General features: G+C 64.4%; 25 protein-coding genes and 1 pseudogene. 2 read left to right on the top strand and 24 right to left on the bottom strand.

From position 1 onward, the window contains the following. The 18 genes from U8D42_RS26055 to U8D42_RS25970 form a co-directional block, all read right to left on the bottom strand. Entirely contained in the window at positions 1–288 is a 288-nt protein-coding gene (locus U8D42_RS26055) for a hypothetical protein (RefSeq protein ID WP_007172141.1), read from the bottom strand. 287 nt (positions 289–575) lie between these two features. Next, entirely contained in the window at positions 576–908 is a 333-nt protein-coding gene (locus U8D42_RS26050) for a hypothetical protein (protein ID WP_033717256.1), read from the bottom strand. Next, a complete protein-coding gene (locus tag U8D42_RS26045) occupies positions 908–1,585 on the bottom strand; it encodes a hypothetical protein (RefSeq protein ID WP_101930854.1) in 678 nt (225 codons plus the stop codon). Before U8D42_RS26045 ends, U8D42_RS26050 begins: the two co-directional genes overlap by 1 nt. A 69-nt stretch (positions 1,586–1,654) precedes the next feature. Beyond that, a complete protein-coding gene (locus tag U8D42_RS26040; RefSeq protein WP_007172138.1) occupies positions 1,655–2,041 on the bottom strand; it encodes a YbaB/EbfC family nucleoid-associated protein in 387 nt (128 codons plus the stop codon). Next, on the bottom strand, positions 2,038–2,178 hold the full coding sequence (locus U8D42_RS26035; protein WP_007172137.1) for a hypothetical protein: 141 nt from the start codon (positions 2,176–2,178) through the stop codon (positions 2,038–2,040). The genes U8D42_RS26040 and U8D42_RS26035 overlap by 4 nt, the downstream gene beginning before the upstream one ends. After that, positions 2,175–3,920, bottom strand: coding sequence for a PPE domain-containing protein (locus tag U8D42_RS26030; RefSeq protein WP_007172136.1), 1,746 nt, complete (start codon positions 3,918–3,920; stop codon positions 2,175–2,177). Before U8D42_RS26030 ends, U8D42_RS26035 begins: the two co-directional genes overlap by 4 nt. A gap of 45 nt (positions 3,921–3,965) precedes the next feature. Then, positions 3,966–4,265: a DUF2694 family protein gene (locus U8D42_RS26025; RefSeq protein ID WP_007172135.1), complete on the bottom strand. Its 300-nt coding sequence runs from the start codon at positions 4,263–4,265 to the stop codon at positions 3,966–3,968. A gap of 4 nt (positions 4,266–4,269) precedes the next feature. Next, positions 4,270–4,587: a type VII secretion target gene (locus tag U8D42_RS26020; RefSeq protein WP_007172134.1), complete on the bottom strand. Its 318-nt coding sequence runs from the start codon at positions 4,585–4,587 to the stop codon at positions 4,270–4,272. 34 nt (positions 4,588–4,621) lie between these two features. Then, the gene (locus U8D42_RS26015; RefSeq protein ID WP_047324037.1) at positions 4,622–6,247 is read right to left on the bottom strand and encodes a DUF4226 domain-containing protein; all 1,626 of its coding nucleotides are present in this window, start codon (positions 6,245–6,247) and stop codon (positions 4,622–4,624) included. 566 nt (positions 6,248–6,813) lie between these two features. Continuing rightward, entirely contained in the window at positions 6,814–7,029 is a 216-nt protein-coding gene (locus U8D42_RS26010) for a hypothetical protein (protein ID WP_007172131.1), read from the bottom strand. A gap of 273 nt (positions 7,030–7,302) precedes the next feature. After that, positions 7,303–8,310, bottom strand: coding sequence for a DUF4226 domain-containing protein (locus tag U8D42_RS26005; protein ID WP_007172130.1), 1,008 nt, complete (start codon positions 8,308–8,310; stop codon positions 7,303–7,305). A 57-nt stretch (positions 8,311–8,367) separates the two neighbouring features. Next, a complete protein-coding gene (locus tag U8D42_RS26000) occupies positions 8,368–8,724 on the bottom strand; it encodes a hypothetical protein (protein WP_132160395.1) in 357 nt (118 codons plus the stop codon). A gap of 170 nt (positions 8,725–8,894) precedes the next feature. Beyond that, entirely contained in the window at positions 8,895–14,147 is a 5,253-nt protein-coding gene (locus U8D42_RS25995) for a hypothetical protein (protein WP_007172128.1), read from the bottom strand. Positions 14,148–14,383: 236 nt separating this feature from the next. Then, the gene (locus tag U8D42_RS25990) at positions 14,384–14,992 is read right to left on the bottom strand and encodes a hypothetical protein (RefSeq protein WP_033717261.1); all 609 of its coding nucleotides are present in this window, start codon (positions 14,990–14,992) and stop codon (positions 14,384–14,386) included. A gap of 188 nt (positions 14,993–15,180) precedes the next feature. Then, on the bottom strand, positions 15,181–15,345 hold the full coding sequence (locus tag U8D42_RS25985) for a hypothetical protein (RefSeq protein ID WP_007172126.1): 165 nt from the start codon (positions 15,343–15,345) through the stop codon (positions 15,181–15,183). Positions 15,346–15,360: 15 nt separating this feature from the next. Next, positions 15,361–15,807 (bottom strand): transcription elongation factor NusA, encoded by a 447-nt coding sequence (locus U8D42_RS25980; protein WP_007172125.1) that lies wholly within the window; start codon positions 15,805–15,807, stop codon positions 15,361–15,363. A gap of 53 nt (positions 15,808–15,860) precedes the next feature. Further along, a complete protein-coding gene (locus tag U8D42_RS25975; protein WP_007172124.1) occupies positions 15,861–16,184 on the bottom strand; it encodes a hypothetical protein in 324 nt (107 codons plus the stop codon). Beyond that, a complete protein-coding gene (locus tag U8D42_RS25970) occupies positions 16,177–16,587 on the bottom strand; it encodes a WhiB family transcriptional regulator (protein ID WP_072501167.1) in 411 nt (136 codons plus the stop codon). The genes U8D42_RS25975 and U8D42_RS25970 overlap by 8 nt, the downstream gene beginning before the upstream one ends. A gap of 333 nt (positions 16,588–16,920) precedes the next feature. On the opposite strand from U8D42_RS25970, the gene U8D42_RS25965 reads away from it, so the two are divergent. After that, the gene (locus U8D42_RS25965) at positions 16,921–17,592 is read left to right on the top strand and encodes a helix-turn-helix transcriptional regulator (RefSeq protein ID WP_007172122.1); all 672 of its coding nucleotides are present in this window, start codon (positions 16,921–16,923) and stop codon (positions 17,590–17,592) included. On the opposite strand, the gene U8D42_RS25960 is transcribed toward U8D42_RS25965, so the two are convergent. From U8D42_RS25960 to U8D42_RS25940, 5 genes are all read right to left on the bottom strand, one after another. After that, on the bottom strand, positions 17,540–18,469 hold the full coding sequence (locus tag U8D42_RS25960; protein WP_269467003.1) for a C40 family peptidase: 930 nt from the start codon (positions 18,467–18,469) through the stop codon (positions 17,540–17,542). The two genes, U8D42_RS25965 and U8D42_RS25960, sit on opposite strands and share 53 nt — an antisense overlap. A gap of 170 nt (positions 18,470–18,639) precedes the next feature. Beyond that, positions 18,640–19,611: a hypothetical protein gene (locus U8D42_RS25955; protein WP_085075104.1), complete on the bottom strand. Its 972-nt coding sequence runs from the start codon at positions 19,609–19,611 to the stop codon at positions 18,640–18,642. A 386-nt stretch (positions 19,612–19,997) separates the two neighbouring features. Next, on the bottom strand, positions 19,998–20,888 hold the full coding sequence (locus U8D42_RS25950; protein ID WP_007172119.1) for a ParB/RepB/Spo0J family partition protein: 891 nt from the start codon (positions 20,886–20,888) through the stop codon (positions 19,998–20,000). Then, positions 20,888–21,604: a ParA family protein gene (locus tag U8D42_RS25945; RefSeq protein ID WP_007172118.1), complete on the bottom strand. Its 717-nt coding sequence runs from the start codon at positions 21,602–21,604 to the stop codon at positions 20,888–20,890. Before U8D42_RS25945 ends, U8D42_RS25950 begins: the two co-directional genes overlap by 1 nt. 587 nt (positions 21,605–22,191) lie before the next feature. Continuing rightward, entirely contained in the window at positions 22,192–22,734 is a 543-nt protein-coding gene (locus U8D42_RS25940; protein ID WP_174814220.1) for a hypothetical protein, read from the bottom strand. Between the two features lie 838 nt (positions 22,735–23,572). Here U8D42_RS25940 and U8D42_RS25935 point away from each other — a divergent pair. After that, positions 23,573–24,664, top strand: coding sequence for a tyrosine-type recombinase/integrase (locus tag U8D42_RS25935; RefSeq protein ID WP_007172599.1), 1,092 nt, complete (start codon positions 23,573–23,575; stop codon positions 24,662–24,664). A gap of 352 nt (positions 24,665–25,016) precedes the next feature. On the opposite strand, the pseudogene U8D42_RS25930 reads toward U8D42_RS25935, so the two are convergent. Continuing rightward, positions 25,017–25,235: pseudogene (locus U8D42_RS25930) on the bottom strand (transposase); the annotation flags it as partial. Between the last annotated feature and the right edge of the window lie 43 nt (positions 25,236–25,278).

The raw sequence follows: 25,278 nt of genomic DNA, 5'->3' as shown, positions 1-25,278 counted from the left end.
CTACCGGCAAGCGGCGTTTACCTTGTCTTCTGCGGTGTTTGCACGACCGATCGCGGCGTTTCGCAAGCTGCCCTTGCGATGCGTGGTGGCGTTTTCCATGTCCGAGCTGGCCGCAAGGTAGTCGTCGATCCCTGAGCGGATCGTTGCCGGTGTATCGGCGGGCAGTTCACGGCGCAGGTATGCGCTTTCCACCAGGATTACCCGCGCCTCGTTGGCCAAGGCCTCTTGGGTGCCAGGGTCATTCCAGTCGGCTGGAGCGTGGGCCACCGCGTTCGTGGCCGCGTCCATTGCTGTCGCGGTAATCCCCCACACTTGGCATGCCTTTGTGCGTGCGGCTGCCACCTGGTCGGAACTCGGGGCAGGTGGTGACCACGGCGCAACCACCGTACTGACGGGAACTTTGGATGGCGTCATCCACGCTACTGCGGCAAGGACGGCGGCTCCGACCGCAACGACTAGCGCCGCCGCCGTGCCCCCCACCGCCCCGCGGCCGGGCCCCGCCGGTGGCGGAAGCTGACGTGGCGGGAAAGCGGGTGGGAGCGGTGTCCCCGCTTGGGGCGAGTGCAGGGTGGCGGTCATATGCTCACCACCGGTGTCAGGTCCTGAGCGTTCTGGTTGTCGGTCTGAAGGTCTGCGGTCAACGATTGATCGTTGCGTTGAGCCACCTTTCCACCGCGTGGCGCCAGCGCGGCACCGGCTCCCGCGACTTGCTGGTTCACACCTGCGCTTGCTGCCACGCTCGGCGCCCACATTGAAGCCGCGTGAGCCCCCCCGGCTGCCGTGGCCGCCGCGCCATGGGCCGCGTGCTCGGGCACGGTCGTAGCAAACTCGACCGTTGCCGAACCGGTCAGCATGTTCGCCGACTCCGCCGCAGCGGGAATGACCTGCAGAATGTCATCGGTTCGCATCACTCACACACCTTGTCGAGTCGATCTCCCGCACTTCTAAGCGCTAACACGAACGGCTGGGCATCGTGGTCGGACAGCTCGCGGGTATTGGCGTCGACCAACCGAATTACTGCGGTGACATATTCATTGGTCGCGTCTAGCACGTTCTTCGGGGTAGCCGGCGGAAGATGCTGTTGGATGTACTGCGTCTCCAGTATCACCACAAGCTGGAAGTTGCCCAGTGCAGGATGGTATTGAGGCGATTGCCGGTCTCGCGCAGCGTCGAAGAAGTTCTTTTGAGCAGCAATTATCGATTTGTCCGCCGTATCGCTGGCGTCGCAGGCTTCCTTCTTGGCCGCCGCCACTTGCTCCGGGCTGTAGCTCACCGGCGGTGGGGGTGGCGCCATCACCGTGGTGGTTGTCGCGGCCGGGTTTGATGCGGTCAACTTCATCGCACTCATCACCGTTGCGCTTAACGCCAGTAGCAGCGCGAGCGCCAGCATTACCCATACCGCCAGCCAGCCCGGCCCGCGTCTGCGGTACACCGGTGGCGGTGCAGGAGCTTGTGGGGGTGGCACGTAGCTGGGCGGTGGTGGCAACACCGCGGCACCGGTCGGCACACCGACCGTACTCGTGGAGGTGGGCGGGCCGCCGGTCGCAGCGGGGTAGCTCGGCTGCCCAACTGCCTGCGGATTCATGCAATCAGCGTACTGTCCTGCGGCGACATCGGGCTACCGTTGGACGCGAATCCAAGACGAAACCGGTGCTCAGGTGGCAGTCCAGATCTCACTTTCGGGATTGATGAACGCTTGCACAGCAGCGTCGAGCGCTTCCTGGTCTTGGCCGCCTCCCACGCTCGCTGTTTCCTCGGCCGCGGCGTTGACTGCCTCGTCGATCGTGGTGTTGATCAGCTCGGCCAAAGCCCCGTGTGAGTAGCGGGTGGTGCAGCCCTGCGCCAGCGACAGCGAGGTGAGTTGTCCTTGGGAGTTCACCGACAACACGACGTCGCCATCGCCGCCGATGGCTTCCAGGTCGATGCCATCCATCTCCTCGAGCAGCTTGGAAAGCATCGTCGACACCCGTTCCATGCGCGCTATGACACTGGCGGTTAAATTCTTATCCGCCTGGTAGCCGTCATACTCGTACACCGTCACGGGGCCTCACCATCGTCGTCGGACGCAATTTCATCCTGCAGGTCGGGCAGGGCCATCGACACCGAATCGAGCTGGGCCATCACTTCAGCGACCAGATTCTGATCGGACTGATAGCCGACGCACCCATTCACGCTCACTGGTCATCACCGCTGCCCGGGTCGCGGTCGACGCGTCGGCTGCGTGACCGAACGGTCACCGTGCGCTTCGGCCCGTCTTTGGGGTAGGCAGCGGCGTCAACGGTGGCCGTGTGCCGAATTGGGTCTCCCCGTTCGCCTTTGATCGGCTCGGAATTAGGGCGCGATGGCATCTCGATCGACTTGTCCGGGTCCTTTACCTTGCGCTTGGCCGCCCCGGCGCCAGCGCCCATGCCCCCCATCGGGGGCATGAACATTGGGGAGCCGCCCATACCGCTCTCAGCGGCGGCAGCGGTGGGACTCGGGGTGGCGCTGGCCCCCGCCAACGGGGGCGAGGTGGGGGAACTCATTCCGGAGATCGCTGAAGCCGCCGGCTTGAGATCTGCGCCGCCGCTGGCCGCCGGGGCGGTAGCGCCGTCGTCACCACCGCCTCCGCCGGCACCGCTGCCCAGGGAGTCTGCTGGCTCAATTTTGGCCGCGTCGTCCAGCCCGTTCTTGCCTGCCATTCCTTGTGCCAAACCTGCAACGCTCTGGGTGGCTTGCTGGGCCAATCCCTGCAGCTCTTGGCCTAATTTCTGCGGTATCTGGGTGGCCATCCCGACCCCGGCGCCCAGCAGGCCGGTCAACATCGGCGGCAAAGATGAGGCCATTCCCGGCATCGCACCCGTTCCCGCAGGCGCTAGCGGGTTAGCGGCGGGATCACCATCGCCTGCATTGAGACTCTCGTCGAGGCCGGCGGGGTCGGTGTCGGGGTCGACGTCGCCGGCGTGGGTGGTGCCCGGGTGATCGCGTGTCGGTTTTGGATCCGCTCCCTGCTGAGTTGGAGACGGCGGGGTGTCCCCTTGTCCGGCACCAGGTTCCACGATTGCTGGGGCTGGCGGTGGCCCCGGCGGAGCCTCCGGTATCGTCTCGCCGGTGTGGTAGCCAGCGGCCACAACCTGGGTGTGGTTCGTTAACTGGGTCAAATTCGTGTGTGCCTTAGACACCGCGGCCGCCGATCCCGGACTGGGATAAGAGCTGTTGAGTGCGATCGCGTTGTGGAGCTCGCGGTGACGGTTAGCGAACTCCGTGGTCGTCGGAGTCGCCTGCTTGGCTTGTGTAAATCTGTTCTTGTGGCTGCCGGCGAGCTTTCCAACGGTGTCGGCATGGCGGGCCATCTCCTGCGCCCAGTCCGCGTAACGATTCAACGCCGCCGAAATACGCGGTCCTGCTTCCCCTTTGAGATGTTCACTGACCGTGGCCGCCCCGCGGCGGGCCGATCGCGCGGCAGCGCTAAATCCTTCTGACAGTGCCGCACAGTCGGCCACAAACGCATCCCCGGCAGCGGGCTGACCGGCTTCCATGATCGCCGCCGTCGTTTCGGCTGGGCGGGGTCCCGGCGGGGCGATCGGCACATCAGGCGCAACAAGATTCACCGTCACCGCCGGGGTGAAGCCCGGCGTGGAGGGTGCAGGGTTACCTTGCAAGCTCACCACCGCTTGATTGGCCTGGTCCATCTGCCCATACGCGACTGCTGACTGGGTTATCGCCTTGGCGCCGGCCGCAAGGACCGTCGACCCGTCAGCAGCTCGCGATGCCATCACCGCCGCGTGCTCACTGAGGCGGGCAGCCACGCTCGTTGATGTCTCATCGGTGGCCAGCGGAGGGTGCACCGGCGACTGCGCGCCGAGCCTGGCAAGGCTGTTAGCGGCGGCGACCAGCCCCGCGACCGCACTCTGCAGTCCGGCAACATCGACCTGCAGCACTGCGGTCCTCCCTCCGTGTTCTAGCTGACGTTGCGACGAGTTCTCTCAGAAATCGATCAGGGCCTCATAGCTGGCAACCTGATCCTTGGTGGGCAACGCACTGGACACGGTCACGTGTTGAGCCTCCCACTCCTGACGCAGCGCCAACTGCGAGCGTAAATGAGCCAGCGTGTTCAATTTGATGATGCGGTTAGCCAGTTCGGCGTCGCTGAGCTGCATCGCCGCCGCCTGAAGCTCCACGCCTAACGAGTTGCCGCTGCGGCCCACCGCCACCACGATCGACTCATCGCGGCTTGCGACCTCGAACACCACGGTGTCGTAGTCGGTCGACGGCGCTTCAGACATGTTGCTAATCCGTGGAAATCGTCAAATTGGCACGGTTGTCAGCGTTCATCTCCGCCATGCGCGCCGCGGCGGCGCGAAGCTGCTGCGCCATGGCCCCGTGCCGCTCTTGTTGGTCGCGCAATGCGGTCTCGCGGTCGTTGACCGCGGCCACTGCAGCACGACGCGCCTCGTAAAACAGCGGTCCCCACGATTCGGCCGCAGCCACGGTGCGGGCATGGTCAGCACGGGCCTGCCCGCACGCCTCGGCGGCGCGTTCGTGGGCGATCGCCCATCGGATCAGGTCATCGGTGTTGACCTGCAAGGCCTGCTCATTCACGGTCATTACGGTACTCCCTCACGTTGCAGTAAAAGTTCGCTTAAGTGGTCGGCGGCGCCGGTGCGGGCGCCACGGCCGGTGCCGGGGCGACGGCCGCCGAAGTCACCGTTGTCGCTGTTGGGGCCGACACGCGTGTCCACCCCAAGAAATTCGGGCCAGTGTCGAGCTGGTCAATCGGCGTGACCTGGCCATTGAGCCAAACATGGTCTTTGTCTAGAGCCATGACCCGATGATCGGTGTATTGGCCCACATCGCCGAATTGCAGCCGCGAGGGTGCCATGGGTGAACTCACCGGCGAACCCAGCGGCGGCAACTGAAGATTGGCCCCTGCAAACGCGTCGTCGATGCTGTCACCGGAGAGCACCGCGCGTCCGGCCTGCGCGAGTGCGCCATTGGCCGCGGTTCGCACCGATTGGTCGGGCAGCTGGACCTGAGTCGACGGTGTTGGCGTCTGACCTGGCGCTGCCGGCGCTGACGGCGGCGGGGTGGATCCGCTGCCAGCGTTTTCTGTCCCCGCCTTGTCCCCTTTGTCTGCTTTGTCCCCTGGGTCGTGCAGTCCGGCCGGCTGGGTGCCATCTCGCGGTTTGTCGTCACCGGTGTGCGATCCGGACGGGTCTTTCAACGAATCGACGTGCTCATCAGAGGCCTGGTCCGGATCGTGGCCGCCATCGCGTAGCGCCCCACCGATCGCCGAACCCAAATCCCCCAGCCCGCCGCCACCGCCTCCGCCGAGCGAGGGAATCGCTGAACCGAGCGCACCTGGCAGCGAGCCAAGAGCGCCCATCGCAGGCCCGCCCATCATGCCCAACCGCGACATCAACGGATCTGAGGCCAGCCCGTCCAGTAGCGGGTCATTGCCACTGCCAGTGCCGTCACCGGTCCCGGCCGGAGAATCGGCACCACCACCCGGTGTAGTGCCGGTTGAGTCCGGGTTGCCGCTGCCAGTGCCGTCGCCGCTCGAACCCTTGGTGTGCGGGTCATCGCCGGGTTTCTTGTCTTGCAACGCCTGATAGCGCGCCGAGAGACCATCCAACACCCGCGCTTGTGAATCTGAGTCCAGCCCAGCGTTTTTCAGGACGTTGAGGATGTCGTCGGTTTTTCCCTGCAAGAACTCTGCCAGCTGCTGTTGGCCGGTCGCAGTATCCAGCGATGACCCCAGCTTGTTGACCTGGTCGATGATGTCTTGCTGCAAAGCTTGGAGCCGCTGACGACCATCAGCGCTAGAGCTCGACGCTTTAAGCAGAGCGTCGGCCAGTTTGTCGTCAGCGTCATTGAGCGCCGAATGATTTTTGGCCAGTGCCTCGTCGAGCCGTTTGGCTGCTTCTGCCCCTGCCCCGCTCAGTCCCGGTGGCGGTGGCGTGCCCGCCGGGGAGGTCGGCGCCGGCGACTCCGGCGGGGGCGGCGGGGGCGGAGGCGCTGCGGGTTGGTCGCGGCCCAGCGCCTGGTTGATTTCGGGCATCGGAGCCGTATCCGGGTTAATGCCCATGTAAGTGAGCTTGGCTCGGTCGAGCTTGGTGAGCTGATCGCGTGAGGTGACCGGAGCCGTTGGGGCCGGGTCTAGTGGCATCGGGCCGCCGGGCGCCGGGCTTTGAGGGAAGGGTGACCCCAATACCTCGGATACTCCGCCGAGCACCTGGGACAGCGCTACATCGGTCCAGCCCGTCATGTTCGGGACGATAAGTCCCGAGTCGCTTTAGCCGCTACCAACAACGCCACATTCACCAAAAACCGGCTACGCCAGCATGTCCACACGGCTTGTCGACTTTTGTTTTCTTTCAAGACACGCCGCACCAGATGCGTCCTGCAACTTCGCACACCTGCGTCAATCAGTCCGGAGATACGGCACACAGGAGTGCCTTAAGCCGGGGAGCCTCGCGACTGTGAGCGTAGCCGGCGAGCCAATCGGCGATCTTAGCTGCAAGCTCCACCGGCAACGATCGCGTGCTCTACATCGGTAGCATCGAGCACCGCGCGCATATCCATCGGCGGCAATGACTTTCGGGTTCGCAGCGGGCCCATCACGGGTTGCGCCTCCTCGATACTTCTCGCCGCACGCCCCTTCCCCGCAGTGGAATCCCCGGCTGCACAAGCAGTAGCCGCCAACACCGACATACGCGCGCGAAAGCCGACGCACCTCTAGCAGGACCAGCCTGGACAAGAGCAGGGTCAAATTGTCACGGTGACGAATCAGCCTGGCGCACGGGGCGCTATTGCAACCCGGGCGGGCGCCGATCATCTGACCGGTGGCGCCGAAGAAGCGGCCTTGCGGCTGGCAGTAAGTACGTCCTGGATTTCCGCAATCTTCATGTCGACGTCTTGCACGACTGCGTGCGTGATGCCCGGATCGTCGGCTAGCTTAGCGGGGATACCGTCGCGCAAGCTGGCCAGCTCGTCGGCGATCCACTTTATTCGACGCGATGCGAACTGGTCGCCTTCGACAAGTGGCATCGCCCGCGAGGCCAACCTGACACCTCTATCAGCGATCCGGGCGCTGCACCCCTTTGGTTCCAATGTTAAATCCCTTCGAGCGCTGCACTTTCCACCAACGCTAGGGCAACTTATCGGCCTAGGCGACGGTCACGGTCAAAATTCCCGCCAGAACTTTGACGCGCGAAGGTTGATCGCCGGCCTTGGGGTAGATCTGCATCGCGACGGGCCATGGGGGCTGTACGCCGCCCGTTGTTGGCAGGCCGTCCCCCGGGTGTGGCTTCTAGTTAGTAGTTAGTGGCCTTCCTGCGGATAGGTTGGTGGCCCCAGAGGACCGGAAGGGTTGTACGGTTCGGGGGTTAAATCGCTGTGCCACATATAAATCCCGGACCCTGGTAACCATTCGTCGTATCCGTAGGGTGGCAGTGGGTTAGAGCCAGGCGGATAGATTTTCGCTCCCGGAAAGGCCGACTGCGGTACCCACACGCCTGTGTTTGGGCCCAACTGGACATATGGGTCTGGATTGCCGCGTTCGTCGACGACCGTTGGTGGCCCTAGGGCTCCGGGCGGATACACCTTGTAGCCGGGGATTTCATCGGATCTGACAAAGTAGTGCGGAACTTTGTCGGGGTCGTCTGCTCCTGACCGGTCCCATATATCAACCCACGGCGGCGAATCAGGAAAGTTGGGCGGGCCCATCCCACCCGGGCCGGCGTCATAGGGCATATGCCGCTTATCACCCGGCTTCCACGTGCGCGAATCCAGCGGCGCAGCAGGTGGTGACTCCTTGCCGTGGCTACCGGAAAGGCGCCCGTAGTCAGCGCTTTGGATGGTGCCGGCTATTTCAGCGTTGCGCTGCTGGAAGTTTTGCAGCAATCCCTTCGCCTGGTTGAGCTGACCCTGCAAAAAGCTGGCGAGTTGCTGCTGCCCTGCGGCGCTACGTGTGCTGGGGGCCAGTGCGCTAACCCCCGCGCGGGTCTGAGCGATCAGGTTGTCCATGCTTCGTGCTCCCGCCGCGGCGGCCTGTCCGGCATGGGTCAGCGCCGGATTGACTTGGCCATCGGCGGCTACCGTGCGGTCTAACGCATGGACCTGATCGGCGTTGGTCGCAGCGTAGGTCGTCGCTGCCTCGCCTTGCCAATTGGCAGCTGCGGCCTGCCCCACTGGCGCTACAGCTGCTCGGCCCGCCATCAACTGCTGCGCCGAAGGCAACGACGCTTCGAGGGGCGCCGCGCCGAAAAGCCGGCGAGCATCACTGAGCACGCGACCTGTCTCGGCCACCAGTCCATCGAGTGACGACATACTGGCCAGTATTACCCAGATCCAGTGCGGCTTCTATCGCCGTCTCCGACTTCGTGCTCATGTGGTGTGCGGGGCGTCGGCGACCGGATCGGCCAACTGCTCGTTCATTCGGTCTCCGGCATGCACGTGCTGGCGTACGAGCGGCGTCGCAGCTTTATTCAATGCTGGGGCTGCGATCCAGGTCAGGGGTGCTGGGGTGCGCGGCGTGCACAGGTCGCTAGTGAGTGCGCGCGCTTGTCTGATATCGAGCCGGACGGCGGACTTTTGTTCGGGCGTGCTCGTGGCATCCAGAAGGAGGGCCCGCGCGCGTTGCTGGACGGCATGGACGTGCTCGCGGCGGGCGAGATTGTCGGGCAAGGCTTGCGCGGCGCGGATGTCTTGTTGGGCTTGAGCCGAAGGTCCGGATTCGGGCATGCCGCACAGTAAACCGCGGGGCTGTGCCGCGCGACAAAGGCTGCGAGGTTTCGCCATGTGTCGGCATGCGGTGGCGACGGCTCGAATATGCCGCGATGAAAGGGCACGGGGAACTTCAGCGCCACACAAGGGACCGTTCGAATGTAGTGTCTAACTTCCGGTTTGGATATTCAGAAGTCGTGCTCGGGACCGGCGAGGCCTTGCTGGTGGTCGTGTTGTTCGAGGGCGAGGCGTTCTCGGGCGCGGACAATTTTGCGTAGGGCATCGGCGCTGGGGTAGCCGAGTTCTTCGACCAGGGCCGGTGTGGGGTTCAGGAGCAGGCTCCATCCGGGTTTGCGGCCGCGGGCGGCCATGCGTTGTTCGGCCGCGGCGGCTTTGGCTTTGGCTTCGGGGCTTTGGGCGGCCATGCGCAGCTCGAGGGTGAGGGCTTTAAGTTCTGCGTCTTTTGTGGCCAGTTCGTCGGCGTGTTCGAACGGTGCTGGGGGGTTGGTTACAAAGTCGTCGAGGGCGGCCTGGTCGCGGTCGCGTTCGTGCTGCAGTCGTGCGTGGTGTTCGGGTAGGCCGGTGTAGAGGTTTTCCACGCGGCGCAGCAGTCCGAGTTGTTTGGGGCCGTTGACGTCGGAGCCTGGACCTGCGCCGGTGGATAACAGTTCAAGGCCGGAGATTTCTGCGGTGCGCGACGGCACGGCTAGTCGTAGTAGCAGTTGGTCGTGGGTGAGGTCGCGGGCGGCCAGGATGTCGATGCCGTAGATGGTGGCGCCGATGGGTTCGAAGCGGCTGGCGCCGCGGTCTTTGCCGGCGGTGTAGGCGCGCCGGCAGGCCGCAGCCAGTGCGTGGGAGGCGGGGACGCGCTCGGTGTAGGTGGTGTCTGCGACGGTCAGCCGTGGTGGCCCGCCGGCGGAGGCATGCGCGGCGGCTGCCCTGGCGAATGGAGTGAGCTCGTCGATGGCGCGTTGTTTGTTGGGAATCGCGCGCTCGAGCACACTGACTTGCCAGTCGCGGTTGCGCACCGATTGACTGTGTGCGCGCTGCAGGGCGGTGAGGCGTTTGACGGTGTCGTCGAGTTCAACTTGGTGTATGTAGCGCGGGTCGCCGGTGGCGATGGCCTTGGTTTCTGCGGCGGCGGTCCCGATGTCACCGCCGGAAAGGTCGTCGATCTCGATATCGAGGACCTCGTTGCGGCGCATCTGTTCGATGAACAGCGTTTTGGCTTGGACTTTTTGCCACATGACGGTGTCGTAGGAGCCTTCGGTGACGTAGATGAAGATGTCGATGCCGTCGAGGTTTTGGTTGCCTTGGCGCTGAATGCGGCCTTCGCGTTGTTCAAGGTCGCGCGGGCGCCATGGCACGTCGACGTGATGCAGGGCGGCGGCTCGGGCTTGCACGTTGACCCCGGCGCCGATTTTCTCGGTGCTACCGATCAGCACTGAGACGTCTCCCCTAATGCACTGGGCGAACAGCGTTTTGATCTCTTGAAGATTTTTTGCCTCGTGGACGAAGCGGATCGCGGCTGCGGGCATGCCGCGCGCCACGAGTTCGTCTTTGATCGCCTGATAGATGGTGAACTGGGCGGGGTCTTTGGATGGGGTGCCGCGGTCGCAGAACATGATCTGCAGTGCCCCGGTGCCGGCCGGCGCGCCGGTGTCGGGATGGGTATAGGCGCGATGCGCGTGGCGGTAATGGACACGCATGGCTGCGTCGGCGACTGCGCAGGCGCGGCTGTGTCGGGGTTTGGGCAGGTGGGCCAACCGTGGATCCAACGACACGTTGCGCCCGTCGTTGCTGATTTTGAGTGGGTTGTCGCGTCGGGGATTGCGTGAGTCGAGATGATCGAGGCGGTAGCCCAAGTCGGTAATGAAGTCGACGACTTCGATGTCGGGGTGCAAGCTGATGATTTGGCGTTGCCCGGTGCGAAGCGGCGGCAGCTCGACGGGGACTTGGTCGCGGGTGACGACGTCGGTGTAGACCGAGGACAGCGCCAGCAGGGCGGGCAGGTTGGTGAACTTCCCTACTCGCGTGACGGGCCGCAGCTTAGTGCCCGTGGTGTTGACCTCGATGGTGGTGGTGGTCGCGGTAAACGCCGCACCCCAGTCCCCCAGGTCAGCGACCCCGGCGTGCTCTAAAAGGTCTGGCCGCAAGTAGGTTTGCATGACCCATAGCTCGCCTAATGAGTTGCTGATCGGTGTGCCGGTGGCGAAGGTCGCGACCCGTTCGACAACCCGGTGCGCGGGAATGCCTTTGGCCAGCGCCTCGTCGCGGCGCCGCTGGCGCAACACGGTGAGTTTGAGGGCGAGGTCCTCGGCACGTTGCGATGCGTTGGGGCACGATAATTCTTCAATGTTGCAGGTGCGGCCCAAGTTCTTGTACGTGTCGGCCTCGTCGATCATCAGATAGTCACAACCGGATTCCTCAAACCGCAACCCAGTGTCTTTGGTGTTGGCGGCTACAAGTTTTTCTAGCCGCGCCTTGGCGCTTTTGATGGCGAGTTCGATGCGCTTTTTGCTGCGGTCGGCTTCGGCGGATTGGAGTTGTTCGCGCAATGTATCGAGCTGGTTTTCGATGTAGTCGACGCGCATATCCGTGGAGACGTTGATCGCGGTGAACGCCGACTGCGGGATGACAACGAGATCCCAATCACTTGAGGCGGTTTGGGCGATGAAGCGGCGCCGTCCATCAGCGGTGGTGGCCGCTGAGCCGAGCAGAATCTTGGCGGCCGGATACCACTGTTGGGCTTCGCGGCCAACTTGTTCGGTGATCGCATTGGGTACCACGAGCCAGGGTTGGCGTACCAACCCCAGGCGCCGCAGTTCCAGCGCTCCAGCGACCATGCTTCCCGTCTTGCCCGCTCCGACAACATGATCCAAGAGAACGGCGGGCTCGGAGATGATGCGCGCGGCGGCGTTGCGCTGGTAGAAGTGCGGCGTGAAGTGATCCGACATGCCAGGAAAACGCATGTGTGAGCCGTCGTAGGCAGGCGCGCGCCGCGAGTTGAAGCGCCGGTTGTATTCGGCGACCAGGGTGTCGCGGCGGGTCTCGTCAGACCACAGCCAGCGGGTGAATTCCTCGCTGATTTTGGCCATTTTGGCTTGGGCGGCGAAGGTGGCCTGCAGGTCGAGGACACCGTCGTCGTTGTTGACGAGGACGGCTTTGGAGTTGCAGGCGGCCTCGAGCAGGCTGACCGCGTCGCAGCCGCGTCGGTCGGTTCCCCATTCGTCGGTCATCAGCCGGCCGTGGCGTTTGTAGGAGGCAACGTCGACGACCCAGCGCCCGCCGATGTGTTCGGCGACCACACCGGTGGCGTCGAATGTTTTCTCGGCGAAGGCGGCGACGACTTGGGCCGGGATCCACGGTGCCCCGGGGCGCATTTTGATGTCTTGGGCTTCACGCTGGGGCGGCAGCACCTGTTGCAGGGCGGCGGCGTAGTCGTTGTAGATCGGGTTGGTTTCGGCCGCATCGAGCGCGCGGGCGAGTTTGGTGCGCACGTTGCCGGACAGGGCACTCACGGCGGGGACGAGTTCGTCGGGGTCGTCGAGGCTGGGATAGACCAGTCCAGCGATCAGGTCACGGGCGTCGTCGACTTCGACTTCTAGCAGGTTGGCGATTAGGTCGACGTCGACGCGCTGGGTGCGGTCCAGGCACACCGCCAACGCTTCTTCGGGGGTGTCGGCGGTGGCGCGCTCCAGCGGCGGGGTGAGCAGGTCGGTGGAAAAGATGGGCGATTTCTGGGCGGAGCCGGTGTCTTCGTCGAAGATTTCCAATGAGGCGACCAGTGCCCATCCGGGGTCGTGGCGCATTCCGCCGTCGAGGTGACGCCGCTTCTTGTAGGGCGCGGGCGCTTCGGAGGCCTCGGTGTCCCATTGCGCGGCGACGTCGTCGGGCACGGGCCCGGTGTAGGGGCGCTCGGGGGTGCCTTCGGCGGTGCGCCAGGCGGTTTCGGCGGCGGCCAAGCGCTGATCGTGGCGTTCTTGGGTGACGGTGGGATAGACCCAGGTGAACCGGTTGAGGGGGCCATGCTGGCGCACGTAGTTGTCGTAGAGGGTGTTGAGGTGTCCGCGGAGCTGGTCGCGCTCGGCGGCGGGCTGGCCGTCGCGTTGGGAGGCGATGAGGCTGACGGCGACGTCGCGCAGGCCGATGAGTTCGCGGGTTTCTGCTAGCAGCGTTTTCGGGGTTTTGTGGGGTTCCCATTGGTGTCCGGCCCAGTATTCGATGCCGCGGTTGGCCTCGCTGTAGCGCAATGTGTAGAGCGGGGTGTCCTCACCGCGGTCGGCCGCGGTGATCAGGCCGGGGTCGAAGACGTCTGCGGAGACCTCGGTGAGTTCAGCCGGCGTGGCGGTTAATCCGAGCCCGTGCTTCATGGCCGAGTCGATGAGCAGGTGTAGCCGGTCGTGCAGCTGCTCGGCGAGCTCGGTGCCGCTGGTGCCGCTGGTGCCGCTGGTGCCGCGCACGACGAGTTGGTGGGAGCCGTTGAGTCCGCGGCCCAGGTGCATCTGGCCGAGCACGTTGTGGGGGTTGGCGACGAAATGGGAGTTGATGTGCAGGGTTTCGCCGGCGCCGGTGTCGGGGTCGGTGAGTTCGATGGCTTCGGTGTTGATCCAGGCGGGCAGTTCGTCTGGGGAGGGGGTTCGGGGATCGCGGCGGCGCAGGATGAGCAGGTCGGTGACGACCTCGGTGCCGGCCACCCGCGTAAACGCCTTCGACGGGAGCCGGATCGCGCCGATGAGGTCGGCTTTGGCCGAAATGTCACGCCGGGCGACCGATTTCGCCGCATCCAGGGTGTAGCGGCTGGTCAGCACAGCCACGTATCCACCGGGGGCAATCAGCGCGAGGGATTTGACGATGAAGTGGTTATGGATGGAGTGACGGGCGGGGTTGTGGGCGGGGTCGGTGACCGCGTAGCGGCCGAAGGGGACGTTGCCGACGGCGGCGGCGAAGCTGTTTTCGGGGACGTGAGTGGATTCGAAACCTTCGTGGCGGATCTGGGCCGATGGGTAGAGCAGGGCGGCGATGGCTGCGGTGGTGGCGTCACTTTCCACACCAACCATGACTGCCTCATCGGGGGCGTGAGCGATGAATGTTCCTGCTCCGCAACCTGGTTCGAGGACCTTGCCACCGCTAAACCCGGCCCGACCTAGTGCTTCCCACACCACGGCGGCGATGGCGGGATCGGTGTAGTGGGCGTTGAGGATGGAGGCCTCTGCCTGGCGGTATTGGTCGCGATCGAGCAACTCGGCCAGGGTGTCCCGTTCGGCGGTGAGGTCGCTGGCGCGGGGGTCGAACACCTGGGGTACCGCACCCCAGCCTGACCAGGTGGCCAGGACACGTTGTTCGGCTGGGGTGGCCGGCCGCTGCGCGTCTTGCAGGGCGCGCAGCAGCTGGACGGCGGCAATGTTGGCGCGGATGCGTGCTTTGGACCCCGATGGCACCAGGGTGTCGAGGCTTGCCGGAAAATCGGTGGGGCTGGTGAATTCTTCTATCCGCTGCTCGGCGGCCGGAGTCGGTTCGTCTGATACAGCCGGGCTTTGTACGGTGCCCGCCGGCGGGTCGATTGGCTGGTGGGCTGGTGTGCGCGGGTTCGGCCGCGGCAGCGGGGCGCCGCCGGGGTCAATCGAGCGCGGATCGGTGGGCTGATCGGCCTCATCGAACAGTGAGGGCTGGGCGTTTACCGCTCGGGTATGCCGTCGTCGCGCAGATCGGTGTAGACCATCTGAGCCAGCGTGCTCGTGAGCGGATCGTCCGGGCCGCTCGGTAGGGGCAGGCCATCCTCGGCCCGGGCGGCTAGCAGGTATCCGGCCTTGATCCGAAACACCGCCGAGTAATTCGGGTCCGGCCACAGATCCGCGATCAGCGCCTCGATGTTCTGGCTGGGGTCGCTGCGATACTGGGGCCGGGTCCAGCGTTGATCCCAGGGCACCTGACTGCGATCGGGCGCTGGGTCGTTGTGCTCCCCCCACAGGTTGCTGGGCTGGCCGTCCTCGGTCGGGATCTGCTCGTAGAGCTCGTTGTTGAGCACGATCTCCATCGCCTGGCTGCGTGCGGTGTTCAGCATCCCTGCCTTGGTCAGGTAATCCGGATGCTCGCCGCGGCTGCGGGTCCACGCCCCTACCGCCTGGGCGCCCATCTCGGCCGCCAGCTCGGCGACCTGGTAGCTGATCCTGGCCGCCTGGCTGTCCAGGAATGTCTCGCGTTGGGCTGGGCTCCACTGCGGGGGCAGCTCGAGCGGGCCCGCGTAGGCCTCCGCCACGATCTGGCGTATCTCTGGGCTCGTCACCACCACCGTCCCCGCCGAAGATGTCGAACAGACCCGGCTGGTGTGGATCTGGCCGCGTCCTCCGTGCCATATTGTGCGCTCCGATCGGCTCGAGTCGGGGTCGGGGTAACCGTGGTTAGCCATAAACTGGCGCAGCCGACGCTCAGCGACCCGTCTTCGTGCCGCAGCCGAGCGTGCATCGGGGGAGGTCATGTCGTTGTGCCGCAGTCGAATAATGTCGGGGTGAAGATCTTCCGGTTGGACCACGAGACCTCGGTACGCGCCGCGTAGGCGCCGCTTTGCGATGTGGCAGATAGGATTTCGACTCGGTCCCAGTCGCGCAGCTCGATGTCATACAGGGTGTTTGCGCTCATTGGGTTGCCTTTCGGTTACTGGGATCGGGGGCAACTGCCTGGTGGTGCAACCATGGGGGCACGATTTGCGCCAGTGGCGGTGCGGATGTGAATGCTGCAGGAGGTCAGCTGCCGGACAAGGCGCAAGTTGTGACCAACCTTGCCTAGTGCGCGCGCATAGTCATCGGGGTTGACGTAAACGCGGATGCGGCGCTGTTCAGGGTTGATGACTTCGGCGATCGCAGACTTGATTCCCAGTGCGTTGATCACGTACCTGGCAGTGTCGCTGTCGTAGGCGATGATGCTGACATGTTCGCCGCAGAGGCGCTTTTCGACGTCGGCGATACGCAGGCCGCCCCACCCGATACAGACGGCGACCGCGTTGATCCCGCGAACACGTGATCGGACCGCGACTTTAGCCAACAGTCCGGGCTCGCGTGCGACCGCAATGATTTCGACGGAGCCGTTGGCCAGTTCGGGCACCCGAGCTGTCAGCGCCGCTCGAACGGGACATGTGATCATCGGATGGCGCCCTTTCAACGTGGCGCCGGCTGGCCGTCCGAGGCGCTGAAAGCGGCTTCCAGGGCGGCGATTTCGCGGTCGGCGGGGTTGGCGGCCGCCGTCCAGGTGACCTCGCGGCCTTCACGGCCACCGCGGGTCAGCAGGCCTTGACGCTCAAGGCCGCACAGCACCCGGTAGATCTGCTCGTGGATCGGGGCGCAGGATATCGCGACCCCCGCGACCGGCACGTCAGGCGCGTGCAGGCGCAACTGTGCCGTCGTGAGGGGCCGTTGCGCGATGCGGAGTTGGGCGAGCAGGTCGTCGCGCAGGACGCGGGTGGCTGCGCTGCTGCTAGGCACTGGCCTTCTCCCTTAGCGTCGCACTTGCCCTGGACGCGGGTTTAGCCGCTTGTCGGCGGCGCAGGTCGCGCTGGGTGGCCGCGAAGTGCACGGCCTGACGGATTTGCAGGGACCGCAGCCGTAGCGCTGGGGGTTGGTTTCGGTAGCGGGCGATGACCTCGCGTAATTGCGCTCGAGCGGCCTTGAGGGCGGCGACGTCACGGGCGCCGGGCATGGCCACGCTCGCCCACACCCCATCGGTAGCGCCAAATCTGAGGGCGTTCTGGGCGCAGGCGACGATGATGGGGCAGTTGGTGCAGATCGCTGCCGACTCTCGCTCCCCGCTATATCCCCTGAACCAGGTGTCGGGGTCTTCGTACTCGCACAGGCCGGTGTCGGCTCGCAAGGGTCGGATGGTGGTCACGGCGCTCTCCATTCCTAATTATACCTGTGCATCATATTGTGTATGTTGTGTACTGACTACGTTTATAGCTGCTCATGCGCTGATAGGCAACATCAGTGCAGATGAAGGTTTCGGCAGAGTAAGTCGACACAGTTCAAGGGCGTACAGCGTATTGGCACCCCTGCGCATCTGCTGCGCGAAACCATGCTTTTCTGCCTTAAACAGGCTATTTCTGTGCATCTCTCGCGTGGCACATCTGTTGGGATCCCGTGTCCGACCGTGGCTGAACGTGGTCAACTTCTATAGTTAACTTGCAAGTATCCGAGAGGTCGTCGGTCGACGACGGCGGCGACGATGGCGAAGGACACGGTGAGCACCAAGGCGACTCCACCTGGCGAGAGCCCGCTAGAGCGGGTCGGCAAGGCCGTTGCCGACCGCCGAGTCGAAGTTGGGCTGGAAACGCAGCGAGAGCTAGCTGACGCGGCGAATGTGTCGCTGAACACGGCCGCGTTGCTTGAGCGCGGCAAGTCATTTCCTCATCGGATCAACCGCGTGAAGTTCGAAGATGCCCTGCAGTGGCCGCGCGGCACCCTCGATGCGCTACGCCGCGGTGAGCCCATCCCGCAGACCCAACCGCGCCCGGCAGCGGCGCTCACGGCGCAGCCCTCGTTCGAGTCGGTGTCGACCGATCCGCGCACCACGTTGCAGGCCTTGGGAATCGCTAAGGCGATAGCGGCGATATCTGCGATATGCGCACAGATTCTGGTGCGCCACAGCAACAGTGCACAGGCGAAGGCAACGCTGCGCGACCTCGACGATCAACTGTTGCAGTTAGAGTCGCTCATTGTCGCGAGTCTGCCGCACGTGCGCGGAAAGTCGTTTAGCGAGACCATGTCGGCGCTGACCGAGCTGCACGAGTATCGCGACGTCATCCGCGACGCCGCCGGGGACGCGCAGGCCTCGACCGAAACTGCTACGCCATCGGCCGGCGCGCCACGTACGAGGCTGGCATCGGCGAAATCCTGACCGGCACACCGGATTGCTGGGCTTCTACGCACTGCGTTGGGCTGATGGCGAGCATGACGTGCCCTGCTTCGGGAAAGATCAGGTCTCCGGCTTCGACGTTTCCATGAGCTACCTTGGCGCCCTGGTGAATCTGGGTGTATGTGTCGGGACCCAAGGTGATGCCGGCCTGAGCGTAGGACCAGTGAACCAGGCCGGAGCAGTCAAATTGGTTGGGCCCCTTGGCCCCCCAGACATAGGGGCACCCCAAGCGGGTTAGTGCGGCTTTGACCGCGATGCGCGCTAATGGCCCTCCCCCAGCGATCGCGGCGTCGTGGTCACCGGCGAGTTCGGGGTTGGTGTGGTGGTGGTTTCGGGTAAGCCCGGACAGGGCGGTGTCGAGGCCGGGGATAGAAAGTGGGCTGCCCACTCCCCCGCCGGCGGCGCCCAGGCCGCCCATCGGCATGCCACCGGTCATGGCGCCGGCGCCCATCGGCATCGCGCCCATCCCTGCGCCGTAGCCGCCGGCACCTCGCCCGATCAACGCCGCCAGCTCCATATTGCGCCGCTCACAGATGCGCAACAGGGCCTTGGCCCGATCCAGCTGGCTTTGCAAATGCGTCACCAATTCCCGCTTGCCTGCCGGGGTTCCGGTGGCAGGAGCGATCGCGGCCACCCCCGAACGGGTATCGGTGATCACCCCATCCATGCCCCCGCCACCCGCGGCAGCAGCCTCTCCCACGCCGGTCAGCGGCGGGCCGGTCCCCGCGTCGGCGGCGATGGTGTGATCCAGGGAAAATAGCTGCCCAGTGTTGGCAACGCCGTACCCGGTGGCCGCCGCACCACCCCAGCCTGCGGCGGCGGCCTGTCCCGCGCCTGCCACAACCTGGCGACCCGTCACCAGTCCCGACGTTGATGACCAACCCCCGTTAATCATCGGCGCCGCCCCGAAAAGCCTGCGCGCATCGCCCAATACACGGCCAGCCTCAGCCACCACCTCATCGAGCGACATACCCGGCAGTATCACCTAAACCGCGCCCACGCGGCTATCACCAGCACCAACTTCGCCGCTCAGTAACCCTTCGGCGGTCGTGTGGGATCGGCCTGCTGGATGTTGGCTGCCAGATTCGACGCGTCAGCTGCGACGCAATAGCGGCCGCGGGCGTAGTTGATGAACGCGCACGCTTCGGATACGTCGTCGAATCGGCTACTTGCTGTGCCCGGCTGGTGATACTGCCGGAACGTTGCACCGGTGAATTGGAACGACCCTCCGCTGGGATCTCCCCTCTGCGCGTTGGCATCGGTGTGGTTTATGGCGTCGTTGCGGTATCCGGATTCACGTTTAGCCACCAGCATCATCCCGGCTTCCCACCGGGCACGTGCTACGGGATCATGAACGCCTTCGATGTCGAGGGCTTTGCGGATCGCCGCGCGGACGCGGTCGGCCCCTGGACCTGCGGGCTCGGCGGCCAGGTTCAATCCCTGATCCGGCTCGGGGTTGGTGTGGTGGTGGTTTCGGGTAAGCCCGGACAGGGCGGTGTCGAGGCCGGGGATAGAAAGTGGGCTGCCCACTCCCCCGCCGGCGGCGCCCAGGCCGCCCATCGGCATGCCACCGGTCATGGCGCCGGCGCCCATCGGCATCGCGCCCATCCCTGCGCCGTAGCCGCCGGCACCTCGCCCGATCAACGCCGCCAGCTCCATATTGCGCCGCTCACAGATGCGCAACAGGGCCTTGGCCCGATCCAGCTGGCTTTGCAAATGCGTCACCAATTCCCGCTTGCCTGCCGGGGTTCCGGTGGCAGGAGCGATCGCGGCCACCCCCGAACGGGTATCGGTGATCACCCCATCCATGCCCCCGCCACCCGCGGCAGCAGCCTCTCCCACGCCGGTCAGCGGCGGGCCGGTCCCCGCGTCGGCGGCGATGGTGTGATCCAGGGAAAATAGCTGCCCAGTGTTGGCAACGCCGTACCCGGTGGCCGCCGCACCACCCCAGCCTGCGGCGGCGGCCTGTCCCGCGCCTGCCACAACCTGGCGACCCGTCACCAGTCCCGACGTTGATGACCAACCCCCGTTAATCATCGGCGCCGCCCCGAAAAGCCTGCGCGCATCGCCCAATACACGGCCAGCCTCAGCCACCACCTCATCGAGCGACATACCCGGCAGTATCACCTAAACCGCGCCCACGCGGCTATCACCAGCACCAACTTCGCCGCTCACGCCTCCCAGCGCTCCCAGCTGTGAGCGTTGCCGTGGGGTGCGTTTGGCTTTCGGCTCGCCGGTGTTGACGCCGACAACCACCACCTGCGATATCGAACGGTGCCACCGAAACCGCTTGACGCCCAACATAATTGAGTGTGGCTGAGCGTGCAGTATGCCACGCCACCTCGATGGATGGGTCAGCTTTCCACGGAAAACTGACCCTCGCGATGCTATGTGAGCAACTTCCTGAGCTGGCCGACCAGTGTCCTGGCTCCTTTATCGCCAAGTTGATCGCGCAACGCTATCGCCAGGGCGCGTGGATCCGCGTCGAACTTTCGAAGCGCCCGCGTCACCGAGCGCAGCGGCGGCGCCGTTGGTTCGTCTCGTGCCGCCGAATCCGAATTGCCGTCTTCGGTTTCATTGGCGGTGTTGGCCCCTTCACTGCGCCGGCCGCGAGCGGCCTTCCACCGGGCCACCTGCTGTGCGAGCGGAACCTGGGCAAGTGAACGCGCTTCGCGAATCGCCAGATCGCCCCTGCGGGTGGCTTCCTGAAGATCGGGTGCCAGTTTGAGTAGCGCGCGCCGATGTGACACCCACGTCTTGCTCTTACGAAGATGTTCGGCCGCGGCGTCAGCGCTGCCGTACTCCCCCACTAGCCTCTCGACAGCTTTGGCTTCCTCGATCACGTCGAATCCCGAGCGGTCGACGTTCTCGGAGATTACAGCCGTGAGCAGCGTTGCGCGATCATTGGCGAGTTCGTCTTTGATCACGATGTCGAGCTCGGGTCGGCCGAACTTGTGCGCGGCGGCCAACCGCCGGTTGCCGATGATTACTACCCACCGCGCCGAAATCGTGGTCTCGGGGTAGATGTTTTGAAATGCTCCTCGGGTGACAACAACTACGGGCTGTAGTTGGAAGTCAACGATGGAGGCCAACTCGTCGAGGTCACCGACCGAATCGCGCGGGTTGTGTGGGTTGCCGACCAGGTCTCGTAGAGCCACCGACCGCGACAGGCCCGACCGTGGGGCGACGACGGGAATCTTCGCGTTTCCGTCAACAGATGAGTTGTCGCCAACAGCATCGACGAGATCATCGAATGTCTTGACACCACCGCGCCCCATTACCGGACTCCTACCATGTTCAGTTCGTCGGCGAGCTTGTAGAAGTCAGCCGCCGCGTTGGCCGCCGAGCCACTCTTCTTGTACTGGGTGACCACGACGCCCTCGCTGCAGGCATTCGTGTGAATCTTGTAGTGCCGCACTACCGTCTCGGCTAAGGGCCATCCCTGTCCGCGAATGAACTTCTGCGTTTGCTTTAACCAGTGTTCGCCATCGCGCGGGTCCCAATCATTGATGAAGACCCGGTAGGGGATGTTGCGCGGTTCGAGAAGCTTACGGATCGTGCGCGCGGTTGGGTCGAAGCACATCGGCGCCGGCAGCACCGGGACGATCGCTTCGGCGGTGACGTCGAGGACGGTCCGCAGTGCATCGGCGGAGTATCCGTCACCTAGACCATCTCGAGAGGAGTCCGCGTCGAGGTCGAACCAGCCGGCGGTATCGACGTAGACCTCGACAATACCGGGCAGGTTGTTGAGCTGCTGCAGCCATTCGAGGGGATCGTCGTGCGCTTGGACAAGATGGAAGGGGAGTGCGTCGACCCGGTTGGCCCACCATTTTGCCGACCCCTGCGGGTCTATCGAGACCGCAGCCACCGGCGAGAACGCGTCGGGCTCGAGATATGCGGTCAGTTTTTGGGCTCGTACGGCGGCCAGATTGACGGTCGCGGTGCTCTTGCCGACACCGCCTTTTTGGTTCAAAACAGTGACAACTTTAGTCATGGGGAGAAGACCTTGGTGCGCTTGGGCCGCGGCTGCGGCCCACTCCGGGAACCGGCCGCCAGGAAATACGTCGCTGACCGAACGACCGCCCCTCAGACACGCTGAATTGTGCATTACATCTCGCCAGTTTTCCGCGGAAAACTGCCCAGATCCAACCGGAGATCGCATGCCGTCTTTCGCGCCTTCCCGGTCCGTCAATCACATCAGCGAGTCCATGACTTGCGTCGATTGACGAGCGACAGGCCAGTTTTCCGCGGAAAACTGGACATGCCGGGCTCAGATCATCACCCCAAAAGTCACGCGATTCCGCCGCGGCAGTGAGTTGTGCGCGCGCCTCATCGACTCGCCGCTCCCGATGGCATCCGGCCACATCATGACGTTGGCCGGCAGCCGCCGCCGAGAGGGTGACCACTTCCTCGGGCACTCGTGGATCGGGGCGTTGATTGCGCCGGGGCCCCGCACGACGTAGGAGTCGAACCGGCGGCATCCGCTGGCATGCACAACCGGGTCCACCCACAAAGCGCCCCCATAGTCGTTCGCACGTGCACCGACGCTTGACGACCTCACCGACACCGTCGGTCGACGGTTCACGGCGCACCAGCACCTAGTGCTTGTGCCGCCACGTTGTTGGGCACGCCACCGCCGACCTCTCGCGCGGCGGCGTCTACCGAACCTAGTGCTTGCGCCGCGGCGTCGGTGGCTGCGCCACCGCCGGCTTCCGGCACCGCGCCCTCTCCTGCGCCCCGCGCCGCGCTGCCTTCCGCGCCTAGTGCATCCGCGCGTGGCGCTGCCTGCGCGTCGGCAGACTTCAACACCGCGCGCACCTCACCGACTTTGACTCCCGCCAGTTCAGCGATCGCAGTGAGGCTTTCACCACGGCCTTGCATCCGGGCCACCGCTGTCGCGCCAGCCTGGCGGTGTTCGTGACGGCGCCGCTCCCCCTCTGCGCGTATCTCGAGGATACGGTTGCGCTCCCACTCGTCGACGGCGACCAGCCGCCCAATCTCGACGAGAAACGACGCAGCGTCATCGACATTTTGACGCTCACGCTCCAGACGTGCCTCGTTGGCCTTATGCTGCGCCTCCCGGACACGCTTGCGCGCCGCCGATTTCGAATTGATGTTCACCACGTGGGAACCATAGGACACACCCATCGTCGCGCTCTACCAACCTGACCAACATCATCTGTGTCCCCATTTGTCCGCACCCACTGTCGCCAAATCAACTGCCCACCAATGCAACACATCCGCACCGATCCGCACCACTCACCACAACCACCTGTCCGATCCGGGAAACGGTCGGGTGCGCTCGTTCACGCGCTACGACACACTTATGCCAACGAGACCCGTACCACAGCAGCCTGAAACCCGCTATCTGCACTGGTCGGCACGCGGTGGTTTCGCTTGGTGTGCGATGGCGCTATATGACCAGCTCAGACACCCCTTCTGGACCTCAACCAGAAGGGCTTGACCGCTCTCCTAAAGCCGGTCTCGCAGATTCGACCCCCTGACCGCACTCGACGGTGCATTTCCGATCGAATGTCGCACTGCTGGTAGCGGGAATCGAGAACTATGCCTCATGATCTCGGTATGACCTGCCGGCCAGTACCAACGGCGGGAGACGGGGTTGGAGACGATGACTATAGAAAATGCGTCGGTCATGCTCACCGCTCATGAAGTTCGAGCAATGACCGGAGTTCCGGTCTCAACGCTGCATGATTGGGCGGCCAGGCGGGAACGTGGGATTGATGCGCCTGGTCCACATCACCTCAGGCTTAGCGATCGGCACCGTCGATGGTTACTGGATGACGTCAAAGATTGGCTGGAATCGACTCGGGTGTAGAGCGATTCGCCCTCACCCACGACTTAGCACAACCGCAAATTTTGAGCTAACGATCAAGCTTGCACACGCTCACTGCTGGCTGCAGGCACTGATCCTCAATTCCCCCAACGTCATTCCGGAGGAATCTTGGCCATAAAGCGCCGCGAGACGAAGGACGGCGTGCGTTATGACGTCCAATGGCGCCTACCGGATCGTTCGAAGCGCAAGAAGAGCTTCCGAACAGAGCGGGAGGCGCGCCAGTTCGAAGCAAGGCTCGTCACCGACAGCGCCGCGGGCGTCAGGGTGGACCCACGCGGCGGCAAAATCCTGCTCCGCAACGTCTATCGATCGTGGCTAGCCTCCCGACCCGACCTGAGCGCGAAAGTCCGCCGCGGATACGAAGACAACTGGAGGCTGCGTATCGAGCCACAGTTTGGTTCGTGGCCGATCGCAAGAATCGACCACGAGTCGATCCAACGATGGGTGAATGCCATGTCAGCGTCGGGTCTCGGACCGCGGACCGTGAGGTGGACGCACTCGGTCCTCAAGATGACCCTTGACCGCGCCGTCGAGGAAGACCAGCTCCTCGGCAAGAACCCCGCATCACGCACCAAATTCCCACCGATGCGGCAAGCCACACACGTCTATCTAACCGTCGGCGAAGTCGCAACACTTGCCCAAACATGCGGCGCTCAAGGTGACGTCGTCTTGCTCCTGGCTTACACAGGCCTACGATTCGGTGAACTCACCGGCCTCAATGTCGAGGATGTCGACCTGGGCGCTCGTCGAATCCGTGTTCGCCGGTCGATGACCCAAGTCGGCGGCAAACTCGTTGAAGGGAACCCGAAATCGCAAGCCGGCCGACGTTCTGTCCCAATCCCCGAGCGCTTGATGCCGGCACTTAAGGCGCGGCTCGACGCACGACCCTGTGGCGCGCCGGCGATCGCGTCGCCGAAGGGTTCCCGGCTGAGCCTGGAGAACTGGAAGCGTGCGGTCAACTGGCGGAAGTCTGTGACTGAGATCGGCCGGGACAACTTGCGTGTGCATGACCTACGGCATACCTACGCATCGCTGTCACGACGGGCCGGCGCCGACTTGCGACTCCTGCAAAAGGCAATGGGCCACGCATCAATCACCGTGACCGCACACACCTACGCGGATCTCTTCGACGACGAGCTTGACGACATCGCAACCGCGCTTGACTCGCTCGACGATACTTTTCGTGCGGGCCGCAGCTGATCCGGTTTGGCCCTGTTTCGTCCCATTTCTCAGGGATCGAGGTGGCGGCAAGGCTGTCTGGCAATCGCACGGGAAGGGAGACCCAATCGTTAGACCCCGGCCTCAAGCCAGGTTGGCGAGGCCGGGGCCATTCGACTAGAGCGCAGACCCGGAGGTCATCCCCAACGCTGGTCCCGAAGCCGTTTGTTTAACCGGCCGCATCGGAGCGCACTTCATCAAGTGTAAAGGACTCAAACCCAATTGAGCGGAGGCCACACGCCCCCGCTGAACACAGCCGACCCCGGGGTTATGCGACGGTCAAGTCCAGGGACGTGGTGTACGACGTCGTCGTGTGATTCTTCGACTTGGTGGTTTAGGCGGTCAGTGCCGCCGGGGTGTCCTCCTGTTCTGTTGATGGCGTGTGGTCGGCGCGGGATTTGCTGAGGACGTCGAGGCCGAGGTAGCGGCGGGATTCGGCCCATTCGTCGTGTTGTTCGGCCAGCACCGCGCCGACGAGGCGGATTAGGGCGTTGCGGTCGGGGAAGATTCCGACGACGTCGGTGCGCCGGCGGATTTCCTTGTTGAGTCGTTCTTTTATCCGGCCCTCGGGGGCGGGTCAACCCGTCGGGGTGGGA

It is taken from the genome of Mycobacterium europaeum (assembly GCF_034555895.2).
GTDB lineage: Bacteria > Actinomycetota > Actinomycetes > Mycobacteriales > Mycobacteriaceae > Mycobacterium > Mycobacterium europaeum.
This window is presented reverse-complemented; position numbering and strand designations above follow the sequence as displayed.

Coding starts and splice junctions, on each gene's coding strand:
- U8D42_RS26045 (WP_101930854.1), bottom strand. CDS start 1,585: ATGAATCCGCAGGCAGTTGGGCAGCCGAGCTACCCCGCTGCGACCGGC.
- U8D42_RS25985 (WP_007172126.1), bottom strand. CDS start 15,345: ATGAGCGCAAACACCCTGTATGACATCGAGCTGCGCGACTGGGACCGA.
- U8D42_RS26015 (WP_047324037.1), bottom strand. CDS start 6,247: ATGACGGGCTGGACCGATGTAGCGCTGTCCCAGGTGCTCGGCGGAGTA.
- U8D42_RS25950 (WP_007172119.1), bottom strand. CDS start 20,888: ATGGGGCGCGGTGGTGTCAAGACATTCGATGATCTCGTCGATGCTGTT.
- U8D42_RS26050 (WP_033717256.1), bottom strand. CDS start 908: ATGCGAACCGATGACATTCTGCAGGTCATTCCCGCTGCGGCGGAGTCG.
- U8D42_RS26025 (WP_007172135.1), bottom strand. CDS start 4,265: ATGTCTGAAGCGCCGTCGACCGACTACGACACCGTGGTGTTCGAGGTC.
- U8D42_RS26000 (WP_132160395.1), bottom strand. CDS start 8,724: ATGCCCGAATCCGGACCTTCGGCTCAAGCCCAACAAGACATCCGCGCC.
- U8D42_RS26055 (WP_007172141.1), bottom strand. CDS start 288: ATGGACGCGGCCACGAACGCGGTGGCCCACGCTCCAGCCGACTGGAAT.
- U8D42_RS25945 (WP_007172118.1), bottom strand. CDS start 21,604: ATGACTAAAGTTGTCACTGTTTTGAACCAAAAAGGCGGTGTCGGCAAG.
- U8D42_RS25965 (WP_007172122.1), top strand. CDS start 16,921: ATGGCGAAGGACACGGTGAGCACCAAGGCGACTCCACCTGGCGAGAGC.
- U8D42_RS26010 (WP_007172131.1), bottom strand. CDS start 7,029: ATGCCACTTGTCGAAGGCGACCAGTTCGCATCGCGTCGAATAAAGTGG.
- U8D42_RS26005 (WP_007172130.1), bottom strand. CDS start 8,310: ATGTCGTCACTCGATGGACTGGTGGCCGAGACAGGTCGCGTGCTCAGT.
- U8D42_RS26020 (WP_007172134.1), bottom strand. CDS start 4,587: ATGACCGTGAATGAGCAGGCCTTGCAGGTCAACACCGATGACCTGATC.